Genomic DNA, 16,545 nt, shown 5'->3' on the forward strand with positions numbered 1-16,545 from the left:
TTAAGAGTACCAAAACCGCTTTGGGTAGCCCCTTTATTCTAATGCAAGCGTTTGCTCGGTTTTTGACGGGAAGCGGAATTTTTACGATAAAATCACGGTATTGCGATCCGGGAAGCCCATGACAAACAAGAACCCCACCTTAAGCGACGTCGCGCGGGCCAGCGGCGTGCACTTTTCCACCGTCTCGCGCGTGATGAACCCGGAAACGCGGCAAATGGTCAGCGTCGAGGTGGCCGCGCGCGTGCTGGCCGAAGCGGGCCGCCTCGGCTACCGGCCCAACCGTGCCGCCTCCACCCTCGTCACGCGCAAGTCGCGCATCATCGGCGTGGTTCTGCCCGACATTACCAACGCCGTTTTCCCGCCGATTCTGTTGGGCATCGAGGAAGGCTTGCGCAAGCATGGCTATCTGGCCATCGTCGCCAATGTGGGCGCCGACGAGCAAGAGCAGCTGTTCGTCATCAACCGTCTGCTGGGGCAGCAGGTTGACGGCCTGATCCTGGCCACGGCGCGCCGCGACGATCCCGTCATCAAGATGTGCATCGACCAGAACGTGCCCGTGGTTACCGTCAACCGCAGCGACGAGACGGGCGTCGCTTCCTGCGTCGTCAGCGACGACGTGGTGGGCATGCGCCTGGCCGTGGAGCACTTGCTGGCGCTGGGCCACCGCCATATCGCGCACATCGCCGGCCCGGAAAACCTGTCCACCGGCCATGTGCGCCGCCTCGGTTTCCTGGCCGCCATCCAGGCCAGCGAACTCGATCCCTCGCAAGCGTTCGTGTTTGAAAGCAGCGGCTATTCGCGCGAATGCGGCAAGGCGGCCCTGCTGGAACTGCTGCGCCAGTCGCCGCGGACGACGGCCGTGGTGACGGGCAGCGACCTGGTGGCCCTCGGCTGCTACGACGCCATCCGTGAACTGGGCTTGAGTTGTCCCGAAGATATTTCCGTCGTGGGCCACAACGACATGCCGTACATGGACATGATCCGTCCACCGCTGACCACCATCCGCATCCGCCACCACGGCATCGGCACGGAAGCGGCCCGGCTGATCCTGCAAACCATCGACTCGCCCGATTCTGCCGTGCTGGACGTGCGCCTGAAACCTGAACTGGTGGAGCGCGAATCGACGGCCGCTCCCCGGGGCTGAGGCCGCGCCTGGGGCCGCGTCGCTGCAAGGTGGTACACTGGCGCCCCTCAACGTATTTTGCCCCTCCATCGCCATGACCAAAACCAACACGCCTTCCCCAAAACGCCGCGAAGAGGGCGTCGCCAAGCTGACCGTCAATCCCTTCCTCGACGCCGAGTTTTACGCGCGCATGCGCGACTACACGGAGCGCGATGCGGCCATCATCAAGGAACTGAAGGCGATCGCCGAGATCCGCGCCGGCAACAAGCAGCCCGATCCGCGCCTGGCGCCGTCGCTGGAGGCCCTGCGCAGCACCGTCAAGAAAGGCCTGACGTTTGGCGAGATGCTCGAGCGCATGGCGGCCGGCAAGGAAAAGGGATTGTGGGAACCGTGGATGACGACCTTCGGCATCGAGATCCGCGCCGTCAACTATGGCGCCGGCCCGCGCAACGCCTGCCTGGTGCTGGACCTGGCCGCGAATGCTCCCGCGCACGCCATGTTCGCCAAGGCGGGCATCCAGAACTGGCGCAGCCTGGCCGCCGACGACTGCTCCGTCGTGCGCTCGGAAAAAGCGACGGAAACGACGCCCTTGAAAGTGTATGCCGTGTTTTACCTGGATCCATTGCCAGCTTGAATCAGTAACACGACCGCCAGCACGATCAGCATCACGCCCGACAGCCGTTCCAGCGACGGCAGCGCGCGGGCAAAGCGCTGCCGCAGGGCGGCGCTGCCTATCGCCAGCGCCACCGCCATATCCCACGCCAGCACGGCAAAGACCATCCACGCGCCATACGCCGCCATCGCGGCGGGACTCGTCTGCCTGCCGGCCAGCACGGTGGCAAGGCTGACGTAGAACAGCGCATTCTTCGGGTTCAGGATGGCCGAGACAAACCCCATCGCGACACCGCCGCGCCAGCGCGCCTTGCCGGTGGCGGGCTTTGCATCCAGGCGGCTCTTGCCCGCATGGCGCAGGAACAGCCAGCCCAGGTACAGCAGATACGCGCATCCCGCCAGCCGCACCACGAGGAATGCCGTGCTGCCCTCCCGCAGCACAGACAGTCCGCCAAACGCCGCCACGATAAACACGGCATTGGCCACGGTAATGCCCATGCATGTGCCGGCGGCGGCGCGCCAGCCGTGGGCCAGAGAGGTGCGCGCGATCAGGAAAAAATCGGGGCCGGGCGACAGCAGGGACAGAAAGTGGGCAGCGGCGATGAATAAAAAGTCCTGCATGGCTTGCGCTCCTCAACGATAAGGAGGCGAGTATGCGATGGTGCCGCTGGCGCGTATTGAAGAAAATTGCAGACCTAGCGATAGCGTCCCGGCGTGATGCCCGCATGCGCCTTGAAGACGCGCTGCAGATGGCTCTGGTCCGCAAAGCCTAGCTCATGCGCCAGCTGGGCCAGCGCCGTCCCCGCCTGCAAGCGGCTGCGCGCGCGGTTGACGTGGGCATTTAACTGGTAGGCATGCGGCGTCAGGCCCGTGGCGGCGCGAAAGGCGCGGATCAATTGAAAAGGACTCAGGCCTGCCGCTTGCGCCAGTTGCCGCAGGCTGGCCGACGGTTGCGTCTGCAGCGTTTCGAGCACGGGCGCCAGCTGCCGCGGCAGCGGCTTGCGTTCAGACGGCAGCAGATCCGCACCGGCGCTGGGGCAGGCGCCGAGGAACACCAGCAGCGCCGCATTTTTCTCCGCCGCGCTTGCCCTTGAAAACAGCAGCGCATTCATGGCGCAAAACTGCGCGTACAGCACAGGGCAATGCAGCACGCGCGCTGTGTCGCCATCGAGCGCCGGCGCGTGCGCTTGCAGCCAGTGCGCATCGAGATGCAGCATCTGATAGCTCCACAGGGCGTCAGGCAGGGGATTGCAGGCATGCACGCAGCCGGCCGGCACGAGCACCAGGCTGCCATTGCCGAGGGTGACCTTGCCGTCTTTGCTGCCCGTGAAGATGCTGCCGCCAGCGTCGACGGCGCCGATGGAAAAGGTGGGATGGCTGTGCGGCTTGTAGCACGCCCGGCTGTGGCAGGCGCGCCGGCTTTCCACGTGGGGCAGAGCCGGGTCGCGCCAGAAGGCGGTGGTGCCCGGCATGACTACATCAAAATCACGTCGTATTGCTCCTGATGGTAGGCGTTCTCCACCTGCAGCGAGATTTTCTTGCCGATGAAGTCACCGAGCATGGCCAGGTGCTGCGATTCCTCTTCCAGGAACAGATCCACGACTTCCTGCGAGGCGAGGATGCGGAATTCGCGCGGGTTGAACTGTTTTGCCTCGCGCAGCAGTTCGCGCAGGATTTCATAGCAGATCGTGCGCGAAGTCTTGACTTGTCCCTTGCCGGCGCAGGCGGGGCACGGTTCGCACAGGATGTGCGCCAGCGATTCGCGCGTGCGCTTGCGCGTCATTTCCACCAGGCCCAGCGGCGAGAAATTGCTCACCGAAACCTTGGTGCGGTCGCGCGACAAGGTGCGTTTCAGCTCGGCCAGCACGGCGTTGCGGTGCTCGGCATTGTCCATGTCGATGAAGTCGAGGATGATGATGCCGCCCAGGTTGCGCAGGCGCAGCTGGCGGGCGATGGCGTGCGCCGCTTCCAAGTTGGTCTTGAAAATCGTGTCGGCGAAATTGCGTCCGCCCACAAAGCCGCCCGTGTTGACGTCGATGGTGGTCATCGCTTCCGTCTGGTCGACGATCAGGTAGCCGCCCGATTTCAGGTCGACCCGGCGGCCCAGCGCGCGCAAGATTTCCTCTTCCACGCCATACAGGTCGAACAATGGGCGCTCGCCCGTGTAGTGCTGCAAGCGCGTCAGTTCGCTGGGCGTATAGATTTCCGCGAATTCGCGCAGCTTCACGTAGTTTTCGCGCGAGTCGACCTGGATGGTGGCCGTTTCATCGCCGACGAAGTCGCGCAGCACGCGCTGCGCCAGGCTCAAATCCTGGTGCAGCAGGCTGGTGGCGGGACGCGTGCGTGCGCCGTGCGTGATGGTGCTCCAGGTTTTGCGCAGGTAGTCGACGTCCGCCTTCAGGTCCGCATCGGAAGCGTCCTCGGCCATGGTACGCACGATGTAGCCGCCCTTTTCATCGGGCGGCAGCAGGCTTTGCAGGCGCACGCGCAATTGCTCGCGCTCCGCTTCCTTTTCGATTTTTTGCGAGATGCCGATGTGCTTGTCTTGCGGCAGATACACCAGCATGCGCCCGGCGATGGAAATCTGCGTCGACAGGCGCGCGCCTTTCGTGCCGATCGGATCCTTGATCACCTGCACCGTCAGCACCTGGCCATCGAAGAGGATTTTTTCAATCGGCGCCGGCGTGGCGTTCTGGCCGTCGTGGCCGCGCGCTTCCCAGATGTCGGCCACGTGCAGGAACGCGGCGCGCTCCAGGCCGATGTCGATGAAGGCTGACTGCATGCCCGGCAATACGCGCACCACTTTGCCGGAATACACATTGCCGGCCAGGCCGCGCGTGAGCGTGCGCTCGATGTGCAATTCCTGCACGGCGCCCTGCAGGATGAGGGCGACGCGCGTTTCTTGCGGCGTGATATTGATCAGGATGTCTTCGTTCATGGGGGCGCGGGAGTGGAGGCAACGAATGACATCATACCCGGGATCAGGGCAGGGGCAAACCTGCTTGACGCAGCAATTGCGCCGTCTCGTACAGGGGCAGGCCCATGATGCCGGAATGGCTGCCTTCGATGTGCTCGACGAACAGCGCGGCGCTGCCCTGGATGCCGTAGGCGCCGGCCTTGTCGTACGGCTCGGGCGTGGCGCAGTAGGCGGCGATTGAGGCGGGCGAGAGCACGCCGAAGCGCACTTGCGACACCTGCGTGCGCTGCTCGGCGAAATCCTTGTAATGCACGGCGATCGAGGTGAGCACCTCGTGCGTGCGGCCAGACAGCTGCTGCAGCATCGCCACCGCTTCCGCCCGGTCGGCCGGTTTGCCGAGGATGACGCCGTCGATGGTGACGGTGGTGTCGGCCGCCAGTACGGGGCGCGGGGTCAGGTGGCGGCGGCGCACCAGATCCCAGGCAAAGGCGGCTTTTTCATTCGATACGCGGGCGACATAGTCGAGCGCCGATTCACCGGGCAGGACTTCCTCGGTGACGTCGGCGCCGCGCGGGCCGTCGCTGCGCAGCAGCAGCAATTCGAAATCGATACCGATCTGGCGCAGCAGTTCGCGCCGGCGCGGGCTTTTGGAGGCGAGGTAGATCTTGTGATCAGCCGTTTTCATGGGGGAGTTCAGACGCGGTGATAGGGGTGGTTTTGCGTGATCGACCAGGCCCGATAGAGCTGCTCGGCGAGGATCACGCGCACCACGCCGTGCGGCAGGGTCATGCTGGAAATGCGCAGCATGCCTTCGGCACGTGCCTTGAGTTGCGGATCGAGGCCGTCGGCGCCGCCGATCAAAAAGGCGGTGTCGCGGCCATCCTGCTGCCACGTCATCAACTGCTGCGACAGACCGACACTGGTCAGGTCCTTGCCGCGTTCGTCGAGGGCGATGATGCGCACGCCCTTGGGCAGGACGGCTTCGATGCGTTCGCGTTCCAGCGCCATCGCCGTGGCGGCGGTCTTGCTGCCGGAACGCTCCACCGGCTTGATTTCTTTCAGCACGATGCGCAATTCCGGCGGCATGCGCTTCGCGTATTCCGCGAAGCCCGTCTCTATCCAGGCCGGCATTTTATGGCCGACCGCAGCGATGATGAGCTGCATCGAGGCTTACGCTTCGACTTTTTTGATACGCTTGATCACGGTTTTTGCCGGTGCAGCATCGGCTGCCGGCTTGGCCGCGCGTGGGGCGCGCACTTTTTTCTCTGGCAGCGCTTTCAGTGCTTTGACGGCAGCCGCTTCGGTCTTGGTTGGCGCGACTTTCACGGTCTTGCCGACGGCTTTGGAGGCGGTGGCTTTCTTTGCCGGGGCTTTCTTGGCTGCCGTGGCTGCCGTGGCTTTCTTGGCCGGTGTCTTTTTCTCGATCACGGGCGAAGCTTCCACATTGGCCTTGCTTGCCGCCAGATGGCCGCTGACCTTTTTCGGCTCGTCGCCGGCCGCTTTTTTCGGCGCGCGCTTGGCGGCGCCCAGTTTGATCGGGGTGTCGCCCCAGATTTCTTCCAGGCGGTAGTAGGCGCGGATCGGTGCTTGCATGATGTGGACGATCATGTCGCCCAGATCGACCAGCACCCATTCACCGGTGTCCTCGCCTTCCATGCCGATGATGTCGCCGCCGGCGTCCTTGACCTTGTTGCGTACCGAGGCGGCCAGCGCCTTGGTTTGACGGTTCGAGGTACCGGAGACGATCGCGATGCGGTCGAACAGGCTGGTCAGGTGACTCGTTTCGAAGACGGCGATGTCTTGGCCTTTGACGTCTTCAAGGGCGTCAACGACGAGGGTTTGCAGTTTTTTGATGTCCATTTAGCTTTTGTATAAATTATGTTGTTCAATATAGTCTAGCACTAGCGGGGAAACAAGCGAGTTTGCCCGATTCCCCCGTTGTAATGCCGCACGTATTTCGGTGGCGGAGATATCCACCGCGAAGTCCTGTGCCAGATAAGTCAGACCGTGCGGCGTGTTGCGGATGCTGTCCAGTGACCCCAGGCGGCGCGAAAATTCGTCGGCGACCACTTGCGGCACTGCTGTGTCATTCAGCGCGAAGCCGGGGCGGGCCGCGACGCAGATATGCGCGTATTCAAATAATTGCTGCCATTCGCGCCATGTCGCGAGCCGCTGCAGCTGGTCGGCGCCCATCAAAAAAACGATGGAAGCGCGCGCACCCAGCTCGGCGCGTACCTGGCGCAAGGTATCGATGGTGTAGCTGGCCTGGCCAAGTTCGCTGCGCTCGATTTCCTGGCGGTCGATCACCACCGGCAAGGGCAGGCCGGCAAACGCCAGGCCGGCCATCTCGGCGCGCTGCTGGCCGCTGGCGCCCAGCTTGCTTTTTTGCCAGGGCGCGCCGGCCGGGATCACGCGCAGTTCATCGGCGTGCAGCAGGCTGGAAAAATGCGTGCCCAGCGCGACATGGCCCATATGCACCGGATCGTAGCTGCCGCCCAGCAGCGCCACGCACGCCATACTACTTTCGTTCACGCCTGCAGCCAGTCGCGATGCACGAGGAAGTCAGTATACAACGCCGCTTCGGGACTGCCCGCTTCCGGGTGCCAGTCGTAGCGCCACTTGACCACGGGCGGCATCGACATCAGGATCGCCTCGGTGCGGCCGCCCGACTGCAGGCCGAACAGGGTGCCGCGGTCGAACACGAGGTTGAACTCGACATAGCGTCCGCGCCGGTAGCACTGGAAATCGCGTTCGCGTTCGCCGTAGGGCGTATCCTTGCGGCGCGCCAGGATCGGTATATACGCGTCGATGAAGGCGTCGCCGGCGCTGCGCATCATGGCGAAACTGTCGTCAAAGCCCAGGGCGTTGAAGTCGTCGAAGAAGATGCCGCCGGCGCCGCGCGCTTCGCGCCGGTGCTTCAGGTAGAAATAATCGTCGCACCACTGCTTGAACTTCGGATGCAGTTCGCCGCCAAACGGCGCCAGCGCATCGTGGCACATCTGGTGAAAGTGCTTCACGTCGTCCGCGTCGCCATAATACGGCGTCAGGTCCATGCCGCCGCCGAACCACCATACGGGTGCGCCATCGGCATTCACGGTGGTGAAGAACCGTACATTCATGTGCACCGTGGGCGCATACGGATTACGCGGATGCAGCACCAGCGACACGCCCATCGCCTCCCACGCCTTGCCACCGAGTTCAGGGCGCGCGGCCGCTGCCGATGGCGGCAATGCGGCGCCGGTGACGTGCGAAAAATTCACGCCGCCACGCTCGAACACATTGCCTTCCTCGATCAGCCGCGAAATGCCGCCGCCGCCCTCGGGGCGCTGCCAGGCATCGGTCAGGAAGGGCTTGCCGTCCTGCGCTTCGAGCGCCTGCACGATACGGTTTTGCAAATCGAGCAAATAGGCCTTGACGGCCGAAGGAGAGGGAGTTGACGACATCGCGTGGGCCGACGAGGCCGAAATAAAAAAGTAAGGACGGATTGTACCCTGTAACGGATTTTTGTGATAGCAAAACTGGCGATGCTGTCGCCGGCCCTGCTTTACCGAGGCGGCTTGTCCTGCACCACCTCGACATCATATTGAACGCTGTCATGGCCCGGTTGGCGGGCGGCGTCGAGTGCTTGCGCCGCGCGCTGCCGCAGGTCGTCGCGTTCCACCGTGCCGACCGGCTGCGCCAGCGGTGCCACAGGCGCCGGCTGTTCGCGCTTGAACCACAACGGTCCCGCAATCGCCACCATCATCAGCATCACCAGCATCAGCACGATCATCAGGACGTTGAACGGGCGCGCGGCGCGCCGGCCATACCGGGCCGGCGGTTTGCCGGCAGCATCGACGATCACGCGCGCCAGTGGCGAGCCGTTCGCGCGCGTGCGCGCTTGCAGCTCCTTGTATTGCAGCGGCGATAGCGTGCCCTGTTTCAGCATATGGCGCAGGGCCGCGACGGGCGTGGCGGCCAGATGCTCGGCTGGCAGGCTGTCGTGGGCGGCGTCGCGCTGCCACGCGTTGATCAGGTTTTGCTGGTACAGCGCGTCGACCGCCTGCCGGTTCACCTGCTGCAGCGCGGCGCTGGCCAGTTGCCGGCGTGGTTCATCGGTGGGCAGCTTGCGCAGCATCCTGAAAAAACGCTCCTCGGGCACCAGTTCGGCGCGCAGCAGCCAGGCCAGCGTCGCGATCTGGTCGGCATTCATCTTCAGCTCTGGCACATCAATGTCTTCGGCGGCATTGTGGGCGCGCTGCAGCTCGATGATTTCCAGCTCGGCCAGCGTATCGTCGTATTCGTCGCTGGTGATCAGGCCGAGGCGCAGCAGTTCTGCCAGCGGCAGCAGGCGCGGATCGGTGCTCATGGCTGCAGGCCTCCGCTAAACCAGCCGTACACGACGGACATTACCAGGATCAGCCCCAGCACGATCAGCGCGCCTTTCCAGGCCGGTGGGCGCTTGTACGGGATGCGGTCGTGACCATGGCGCAGCCTGGATGCTTCCATGATGTCGCGCGTCAGTTCGCTGCCATGCTCACGCACGCGCACTTCGAGCGCCTCGAACTGCGCCGTCGGCAGGATGTCGTTGACCATCAGCCAGCGCATGGCGATCCAGGGCGCATAGAACATGCGGTCGGCCGGCACCGCAGCGTGGGCCGCATCGCGCTGGAACTGGTTCAGCAAATCGAGCTCGTACAAGGCGTCGACCTCGCGGCGGTTGTAGTACCGCACCCCCTCGGCTGCCAGCGCCTGTTGCCGGGGCGGCAGTTTGGCCATCCGCTTGTCGAAGTCATTCTTGGGCAGCAGATCGGTCAGCAGCAGCCAGCCCAGGGTGCTGACCAGGTCCGCGTCCTGCATCAGCTCCGGCATGTCGACCGGATCCTCGGGCGGGTGCAGGCGCTCATGGGCGGCGACATCGCGTTCCGAGTTGGCCTCGTCCAGTTCCTGCGCGGTGATCAGGCCAAGCTGGTGCAGCTGGTTCAGCGATGCGTGGGGCGGTTCGATATACATGGACTTACTCTTTTACTTTGGCCTGGCGCAGCTCCAGGGCAAATTGTGGCGTTACCGACCAGCCATTGCCGGCAGCGTCGCGTTGGAAGGTAAACTCGCCTTCCTGCATCACTGCCGTGCCGCCGTTGAGCATGCCCAGCAAGGCGTCATTGCGTTCGATCAGCAGGCGGCAGGAATAGACGCCCGGCGAGATTTCCTTGCATGGCGCCAGCGGTTCGATTTCGGCGATTTCGCGCGTGCGCTCCATCGATTGCGTCAACGAAAACGCTTGCCGTGGCTGGGGCGTGATGCGCGCACCAGCCATGCCGTCGCGGAAAGCCTTTTCCAGCGCCTCGCGTCCCAGGGGCTTGGCTTGCTGGGCAAAGTCGCCATCCTCGATGGTGCCAAAGCGCGCCTGGACCAGCATTGGCTGCGCGCCAACATAGCTGATGCGGCTCTTGCTGCCGCTGTCGTCGCGCGCGACGGTATAGGCATAGTCCATCTTCTCGCCATCGAGCTCGATCGTGGCCAGGCAGCCCCGGATATTGTGTGACGAGGCGTAACCGGCTTCTTTCACGTCGTGCAGGCTTGCCTTGCCCACGCCTTCCGGCGCTGCCTTGTTGAGCATGCGTGTCACGGTGGCGATCGTGTTGCTGGAGTCGCACTCGGGCACGGAATTGCCACCAACCAGGTACCAGACCATGCCGGCCAGCGCCAGCGGCGCGACGATCACCCAGGTCAGGCGCGAACCGGGAAACAGGCTGCCGAGGATCACGCCGCGTACCGCCTTCTTATGTTCCTCCTGGCGTCCTTGCGCATGCTGGATCGCGCGCTTTGCGTCATCGCTGCCGCCGGACGCGATGCGCTGGGCCATGGACTTGAATTCTGCGCGCTGCAGCAGTTCCACATGCAGCATCCAGTTCAGCGCCTCGCCCGGCGTGGGCAGCAAGACGTCGTCGGGCAGGTGTGCCAGCGCCCGCTGGTACTGCTCCTGCGTGAGCAGCGTTTCGTCACGCAGGTGATCGAGCGATTCGCGATTGAGCACCTCCACCAGCTGCTGCAATATCGACAAACGCAGTGCCAGCTCGTCGCCGGTGAAGTGGCGCTCCAAGCTCAACAACAGGCTGTTCACATCCTCGGACGTAACGATCTGGCGCCGGTACAACCACATCAAGGTGTCGGGTAGCGGCGTTCCGACGGCGAGTTGCGGCAAGTCGGGATGCGCAAGCGCCTGCTCGCGCTGGCGGCGCGTGAGCAGCTTCAGCACATGCAGCGCCTCGACGGAAGTATGCGTGGACACAGGTGGATTGCTTGTCATTGGGAGTGGGTTTATCAAGAATAAAGATGATAAATTTTACAATGCAATCTCGTTTCCCCAGCGCACTATTGAAGTTGCGCCTGATCCAGTTCCATTCTGAACTGCGGTGTTACCGACCAGTTCTTGCCATCCTTGCTGCGCTGGAAGGTAAAGTCGCCTTGCTGCAGCACGGAGAGGCTCCACACGGTGGTTGGCGCCATGCGCGCGATATCGTTACGCTCGACCAGCAGCCGGCAGGACTGGATGCCGGGTCTTAGCTCGCGGCATGGCGCGACCGCTTCAATATCGGCAATTTCGCGGTAATGCTGCGGTGACAGCAGCATGCCCAGGTCCGGGAACAGCAGCGGTTTGCCGCGCAAGCCATCCATGCCTGCCAGCATCGCCTGCAACAGTGCTTCGCGTCCGATCGGCTCCGCCTGCTGCACGAAGTCGCCGTTCCACGCGATCTTGCCGAAGCGCGCCTGTATCAGCTCCGGCCGCGCATCGTCATACACGATACGGCTCTTGCGGCGACCTTCGACGCGAGACACGGTATACGCGTATTGCATCGATTTGCCATGCGAGTTGACGGTGGCCAGGCAGCCACGGGTTTTTTGCGACCAGGCATAGCCGGCCTGTTTGATATCGTGCAGGCCGATCCTGGCCGCCGTCACGGCGGCCAGCGTTTCGCGGTCGTCGCATTGCGGTACCGCGTAGCTGCTGAACCAGTGCCAGGCCAGGCCGGCAACGAGCAGCGAGGCAAGCGTCAGCCAGGCCAGGGGGCTCACCGGGGCATCGTTGTCTGGTGCGGCAAGGCCGCTTGGCATGGTCATGGCGAGGAATGGGGGGCAGTCAGAATGAAAACGGGGCCGGGGCGGATGCTGTCCGCGCCGGCCCCGCCATGGGATCGTTATGGGGCGATCAATGCTTCAGGCCGCGCCAGCCGATGTCGCGGCGGTACTGCGCGCCGTCGAAATGGATTTTTTCCACGGTTTCATATGCCTGCTTCTGCGCCATCTTGATGCTGTCGCCCAGGCCCACCACGCACAGCACGCGGCCACCGTTGGTGACCAGGCGCTCGCCTTCGATGCGGGTGCCCGCATGGAAGGTGACGGAGTCAGGTGTTTCGGCCGGGATGTCGCCGATGGACGTGCCCTTGACGGGATCGTCCGGGTAGCCGGCGGCGGCCATGACGACGCCAACGGCCGTGCGGCGGTCCCATTCCAGTTCCACGGCGTCGAGCGTGCCGTTGACGGCGTGTTCCATGACGGTCACCAGGTCCGTTTTCAGGCGCGCCATGATCGGCTGCGTTTCCGGGTCGCCCATGCGGCAGTTGAATTCCAAGGTCTTCGGCGTGCCCTTGTCGTCGATCATCAGGCCCGCATACAGGAAGCCCGTGAACGTGATGCCGTCCTTGGCCATGCCCTGAATGGTTGGCACGATGATTTCGCGCATGACGCGCGCATGCATGGCCGGCGTGACGATGGGCGCCGGCGAATACGCGCCCATGCCGCCCGTGTTCGGACCCTGGTCGTGGTCCTTCAGGCGCTTGTGGTCCTGGCTGGTGGCCAACGGCAGGATGTTCTTGCCGTCGCACATGACGATGAAGCTCGCTTCTTCGCCGGCGAGGAATTCCTCGATGACGATGCGCGCGCCGGCGTCGCCGAACTGGTTATCGGCCAGCATATTGTCGACTGCCTGATGCGCTTCTTCCAGGGTCATGGCAACGACCACGCCCTTGCCGGCGGCCAGGCCGTCAGCCTTGATGACGATGGGCGCGCCGATGGCGTCGACGTAGGCGTGCGCGGGAGCGACGTCGGAGAACGTCTGGTAAGCGGCCGTCGGGATGCCGTGGCGCTGCATGAAGGCCTTGGCGAAGTCTTTCGACGATTCCAGCTGCGCCGCTTCTTTCGTCGGGCCGAAGATTTTCAGGCCGCGCGAGCGGAACAGGTTGACGATGCCCGCTGCCAGTGGCACTTCCGGGCCGACGACGGTCAGGCTGATGTGTTCCTGTTGAACGAAATCGGCCAGCAATTGCGGGTCGCTGATGTCGAGGTTGACCAGGCGCGCATCGCGCGCGGTGCCGCCATTGCCCGGCGCGACATACACCATCTGTATGCGTTCGGACTGGGCCAGTTTCCAGGCCAGGGCGTGTTCGCGGCCGCCAGAGCCGACTACCAGAATTTTCATAGGGACCGTTCGTTCAATGTGGGTTGCAGGGCGGCGGTGCCGCCCTTGAGTGCAGAGTGATTAATTCTCTATCAGGGCGTTGGTAAACACTTCCTGGACATCGTCCAGCAGTTCCAGCGCATCGATCAGCTTTTGCATCTTGATGGCGTCGTCGCCCGAGTACACGGTTTCCGTCGCCGGCTTCATGATGACTTCGGCCACTTCAGCCTTGAAACCGGCCGCTTCCAGCGCTTCCTTGACGGTGGCGAAATCGTGCACGGGAGTGACGACTTCGAAGCCGCCTTCTTCATCGGCGATGACGTCGTCGGCGCCCGCTTCCAGGGCCGCTTCCATCAGCTTGTCTTCGTCGGTGCCCGGCGCGAACAGCAACTGGCCGCAGTGCTGGAACATGAAGGCGACGGAGCCTTCGTTGCCCATGTTGCCGCCGTTCTTGTTGAAGGCGTTGCGCACCTCGGCCACCGTGCGTACCTTGTTGTCGGTCATGCATTCGACGATGACGGCCGCGCCGCCCACGCCGTAGCCTTCGTAGCGCACTTCTTCGTAGTTGGCGCCATCGACGCCGCCGCTGCCGCGGTTGATCGCGCGCTGGACGTTGTCTTTTGGCATATTGGCGTCAGCCGCCTTGTCGACCGCCAGGCGCAGGCGCGGATTGGTGATGGCGTCGGCGCCGCCCATGCGGGCCGCGACCGTGATTTCCTTGATCAGGCGCGTCCAGATTTTGCCGCGCTTGGCATCGGTGGCAGCCTTTTTATGCTTGATATTGGCCCATTTGCTATGTCCTGCCATGTCGAATCTTCCTTAGACGGGTGTTCAATTGTGGCCGACATTTTAGCATATCGGCCCCTTGCGAAGCGGCATGGCCCCGTCATCAGGATGACACAATCTGTTGCTAAAGTGACGCGCTTTCACCATATCGAGGGCGCGACATCATGGCAAGTCAAATGGACAGGCGGCAATTTCTGAAATTGGGCGGCTTTATTACCGTCTCCGTGGCCACCGTCGGCCTGGCCGCCTGCGGCAGCACCGATTACAGCGATCCTGGCGTGCCGCTGGCCTCGGGCAGCGACTGGAAATTCCCGCAAAGCGTGGCTTCGGGCGATCCGCGCGCCGACTGCGCCATGCTGTGGACGCGCGTCGTGCCCGCAAGTTTCGACGCCGTCGCGCCCGCCGTGGCCGGCAAGTCCGACGTGGCCGTGCGCCTGATCGTCAGCGCCAGCGACAATACGGCCGCTCTGGGCGGCAATACGGCCCTGACGGGAACGCCCATCGTCGACGCCAAGCTGCCCCTGAAAGCCGATTTCGACAATACCCTGCGCCACAAGGTGACGGGCTTGCAGCCGGGCCAGGTGTATTTTTACCAGTTCATCGCCGGCGACGTGCGCTCGAACGTGGGCCGCTTCAAGACGGCGCCCGCCGCCACCGCCGACGTGTCCCAGCTGCAGTTCGCCTACCTGACGTGCCAGGACTGGAGCATCAACCACTGGGGCGCGCTGTCGCACATCGCCGCCAATGAAAGCCTGGACTTCATCGTCCACCTGGGCGATTACATCTATGAAACGGTGGGCGAGGCCTTCCAGAGCGGTGCCGTGGAAAGCCGCCACGACCAGTTGAAATTGCCCGATGGCACGTATAAAAGCGGCACGTCCGGCGCCAAGTACGCCACCACCGTGGCCGATTACCGCTACCTGTACAAGAAATACCGCACCGATGCGCGTTTGCAAGCCGTGCACGAGCGCTTTGCCTTCATCGCCGTCTGGGATGACCACGAATTCACGGACGACGCCTGGCAGGACGCTTCCACCTATGAAGGCATCGTGGCGACGGACGGCAGCGATTTGCACCAGCCGGCCCGCCGCCGCAGCGCCAACCAGGCGTGGTTCGAATACATGCCGGCCGACGTCACGTTCGATAGCGCCGCGACCACATTCCAGAACATCCAGATCTACCGCGACTTCCAGTTCGGCAAACTGATGCAGCTGGTGATGACGGACGAGCGCCTGTACCGCGCCGACCATGCGATCGCCGAGTCGACCGTCAACCCGGCCACGGGCAAGCCGCTGGGCAGCGTCGGCAGCCGCTACCTGGTGCCGCAAGCGCTGTTCGACAGCGTGGAAGGACAGAAAATGGCGGCAGCCACCAAGGCCGGCGCCGACCCGCTGGCCGCCGTCGGCATGCTGGGCACGACCCAGCGCGACTGGTGGAAAAGCAAGATGAAGGCAGCGACCTCCACCTGGAAGCTGTGGGGCAATGAAGTGTCCTTGCTGCGCATGGGTCTCAATGGCACGGATGCGATTGCCACCTTGCTGGCCCTGAGCGCCATGGCCAACGTTGGCCAGGCCATCGCCAGCACCTTGCCCCTGGTGGGCGGCAGCGTGCCACTGGCGTCCGCCATCGTGGCAGCTTCCACAGCGGGAGCGGCGCAAACCGTGGCGCAAGCGGCGGCCATGGCCATTGCCGGCGCGGCAGCCAATGCCAGCGCCCAGGGCGCCGCCGCCGTGGGCGCCGGCCTGAGCGCGGCCCAGGCCGGCATCACGGTAGCGGCCTACAACAGCGGCTCACCGGCCGCCGCAGCGCAAGTGATCGCCTTTGGCTGGATCAAGCCCGACGTGCAAGCCAAGGGCGCCGCATCGAGCTTTGTGGCCGCATCGGGCCAGCAAGCGGCGCTGGCGCCATTTTTCACGCGCTTCCTGCTCAATTGCGACCAGTGGGATGGCTACAACAGCGAGCGCAAGAATCTGATGGCACACCTGAAAACGAATGCCATCGGCAACGTGGTGGCGCTGACCGGCGATATCCACTCGTTCTTTGCCGGCACCGTCAGCGACGACTTCGACGCAGCCGGTGGCGGCACGCCCGTCATGGTCGACCTGGTGTCGGCCGGCGTCAGCTCCGATTCCTTCTTCAGCTACCTGAAGTCGGCGGCCGGCAGCATGGGCAATATCGGCACCCTCGTCAGCTATCCGCTGGCCATTCCCGTCACGGGCCTGGGTACGGTCAATCTCGACATCAACCTGCTCGACTACACCATGGGCAAGGCGGCACCCACCGTCGACAGCCTGCTGGAGCAATTGCGCGTGCAGTTGCGCGGCGCCTTGGCCGCCAAGGGCGTGCCGGAAGCGCAACTGGACGCCACGGTCGCTGCCGTGCAGGCTGGCTTGAAAGCGAGCACTGACTTCAGTGGGACCTTGCTGGGCCTGGCGCAGCAATTGTCCGGCCTGGGCAACAACCCGTGGATCAAGCATTTGAACACGGATGCGCAGGGCTACACGGTGGTGACCTTGACGCCGGGCAAGCTGGTGGCGCAGTTCAAGCAAGTGAATAAACTGATCGGCACGGCGGCGCCGGCAAACGTGATTGCGCGCATGACGACGGCGACAGTCAATGCTGGGACGGTGGCGGTGGTGGTGGCGTAAATGAAGGGCCGGGGTCAGACCC

At 63.9% G+C, this 16,545-nt stretch carries 17 protein-coding genes; 3 read left to right on the forward strand and 14 right to left on the reverse strand.

The features are described 5' to 3' along the window. Window positions 1–118 precede the first annotated feature (118 nt). On the forward strand, window positions 119–1,144 hold the full coding sequence (locus HWE17_RS01545) for a LacI family DNA-binding transcriptional regulator (protein ID WP_176387570.1): 1,026 nt from the start codon (window positions 119–121) through the stop codon (window positions 1,142–1,144). A gap of 73 nt (window positions 1,145–1,217) precedes the next feature. Beyond that, window positions 1,218–1,757: a hypothetical protein gene (locus tag HWE17_RS01550; protein ID WP_176387572.1), complete on the forward strand. Its 540-nt coding sequence runs from the start codon at window positions 1,218–1,220 to the stop codon at window positions 1,755–1,757. On the opposite strand, the gene HWE17_RS01555 is transcribed toward HWE17_RS01550, so the two are convergent. From HWE17_RS01555 to HWE17_RS01620, 14 genes are all read right to left on the reverse strand, one after another. Continuing rightward, window positions 1,733–2,356: a LysE family translocator gene (locus HWE17_RS01555; protein ID WP_176387574.1), complete on the reverse strand. Its 624-nt coding sequence runs from the start codon at window positions 2,354–2,356 to the stop codon at window positions 1,733–1,735. The two genes, HWE17_RS01550 and HWE17_RS01555, sit on opposite strands and share 25 nt — an antisense overlap. 74 nt (window positions 2,357–2,430) lie before the next feature. Then, window positions 2,431–3,207 (reverse strand): AraC family transcriptional regulator, encoded by a 777-nt coding sequence (locus HWE17_RS01560; protein ID WP_176387576.1) that lies wholly within the window; start codon window positions 3,205–3,207, stop codon window positions 2,431–2,433. Between the two features lie 2 nt (window positions 3,208–3,209). Beyond that, the gene (gene rng / locus HWE17_RS01565) at window positions 3,210–4,673 is read right to left on the reverse strand and encodes a ribonuclease G (RefSeq protein WP_034747098.1); all 1,464 of its coding nucleotides are present in this window, start codon (window positions 4,671–4,673) and stop codon (window positions 3,210–3,212) included. A 43-nt stretch (window positions 4,674–4,716) separates the two neighbouring features. Then, window positions 4,717–5,337, reverse strand: coding sequence for a nucleoside triphosphate pyrophosphatase (locus tag HWE17_RS01570; protein WP_176387578.1), 621 nt, complete (start codon window positions 5,335–5,337; stop codon window positions 4,717–4,719). An 8-nt stretch (window positions 5,338–5,345) separates the two neighbouring features. Beyond that, on the reverse strand, window positions 5,346–5,816 hold the full coding sequence (gene rlmH / locus HWE17_RS01575) for a 23S rRNA (pseudouridine(1915)-N(3))-methyltransferase RlmH (protein ID WP_035821794.1): 471 nt from the start codon (window positions 5,814–5,816) through the stop codon (window positions 5,346–5,348). 6 nt (window positions 5,817–5,822) lie between these two features. After that, window positions 5,823–6,512: a ribosome silencing factor gene (gene rsfS / locus HWE17_RS01580; RefSeq protein ID WP_176387587.1), complete on the reverse strand. Its 690-nt coding sequence runs from the start codon at window positions 6,510–6,512 to the stop codon at window positions 5,823–5,825. Continuing rightward, window positions 6,513–7,169: a nicotinate (nicotinamide) nucleotide adenylyltransferase gene (gene nadD, locus HWE17_RS01585; protein ID WP_176387625.1), complete on the reverse strand. Its 657-nt coding sequence runs from the start codon at window positions 7,167–7,169 to the stop codon at window positions 6,513–6,515. It abuts the gene before it with no gap. 11 nt (window positions 7,170–7,180) lie between these two features. Continuing rightward, window positions 7,181–8,095 carry an oxygen-dependent coproporphyrinogen oxidase gene (gene hemF, locus HWE17_RS01590; protein WP_176387589.1) on the reverse strand — a complete coding sequence of 305 codons (915 nt, stop codon included), beginning with the start codon at window positions 8,093–8,095 and terminating at the stop codon, window positions 7,181–7,183. Between the two features lie 101 nt (window positions 8,096–8,196). Beyond that, window positions 8,197–9,000 (reverse strand): hypothetical protein, encoded by an 804-nt coding sequence (locus tag HWE17_RS01595; RefSeq protein WP_176387591.1) that lies wholly within the window; start codon window positions 8,998–9,000, stop codon window positions 8,197–8,199. Continuing rightward, a complete protein-coding gene (locus HWE17_RS01600; RefSeq protein WP_176387593.1) occupies window positions 8,997–9,644 on the reverse strand; it encodes a hypothetical protein in 648 nt (215 codons plus the stop codon). The genes HWE17_RS01595 and HWE17_RS01600 overlap by 4 nt, the downstream gene beginning before the upstream one ends. Before the next feature lie 4 nt (window positions 9,645–9,648). Continuing rightward, on the reverse strand, window positions 9,649–10,923 hold the full coding sequence (locus tag HWE17_RS01605; protein ID WP_176387595.1) for a hypothetical protein: 1,275 nt from the start codon (window positions 10,921–10,923) through the stop codon (window positions 9,649–9,651). Window positions 10,924–11,006: 83 nt separating this feature from the next. Then, window positions 11,007–11,753 carry a hypothetical protein gene (locus HWE17_RS01610; RefSeq protein ID WP_176387597.1) on the reverse strand — a complete coding sequence of 249 codons (747 nt, stop codon included), beginning with the start codon at window positions 11,751–11,753 and terminating at the stop codon, window positions 11,007–11,009. An 88-nt stretch (window positions 11,754–11,841) separates the two neighbouring features. Continuing rightward, window positions 11,842–13,110 carry a phosphoribosylamine--glycine ligase gene (purD, locus tag HWE17_RS01615; RefSeq protein ID WP_099402846.1) on the reverse strand — a complete coding sequence of 423 codons (1,269 nt, stop codon included), beginning with the start codon at window positions 13,108–13,110 and terminating at the stop codon, window positions 11,842–11,844. A 60-nt stretch (window positions 13,111–13,170) separates the two neighbouring features. Further along, window positions 13,171–13,896, reverse strand: coding sequence for a YebC/PmpR family DNA-binding transcriptional regulator (locus tag HWE17_RS01620; RefSeq protein WP_034747129.1), 726 nt, complete (start codon window positions 13,894–13,896; stop codon window positions 13,171–13,173). A 143-nt stretch (window positions 13,897–14,039) separates the two neighbouring features. On the opposite strand from HWE17_RS01620, the gene HWE17_RS01625 reads away from it, so the two are divergent. Further along, on the forward strand, window positions 14,040–16,523 hold the full coding sequence (locus HWE17_RS01625; protein WP_255206075.1) for an alkaline phosphatase: 2,484 nt from the start codon (window positions 14,040–14,042) through the stop codon (window positions 16,521–16,523). The last annotated feature ends 22 nt before the right edge of the window (window positions 16,524–16,545 follow it).

The sequence above is a fragment of the Janthinobacterium sp. BJB401 genome (assembly GCF_013372745.1).
In the GTDB taxonomy this organism is placed as follows: Bacteria; Pseudomonadota; Gammaproteobacteria; order Burkholderiales; family Burkholderiaceae_D; genus Janthinobacterium; species Janthinobacterium rivuli.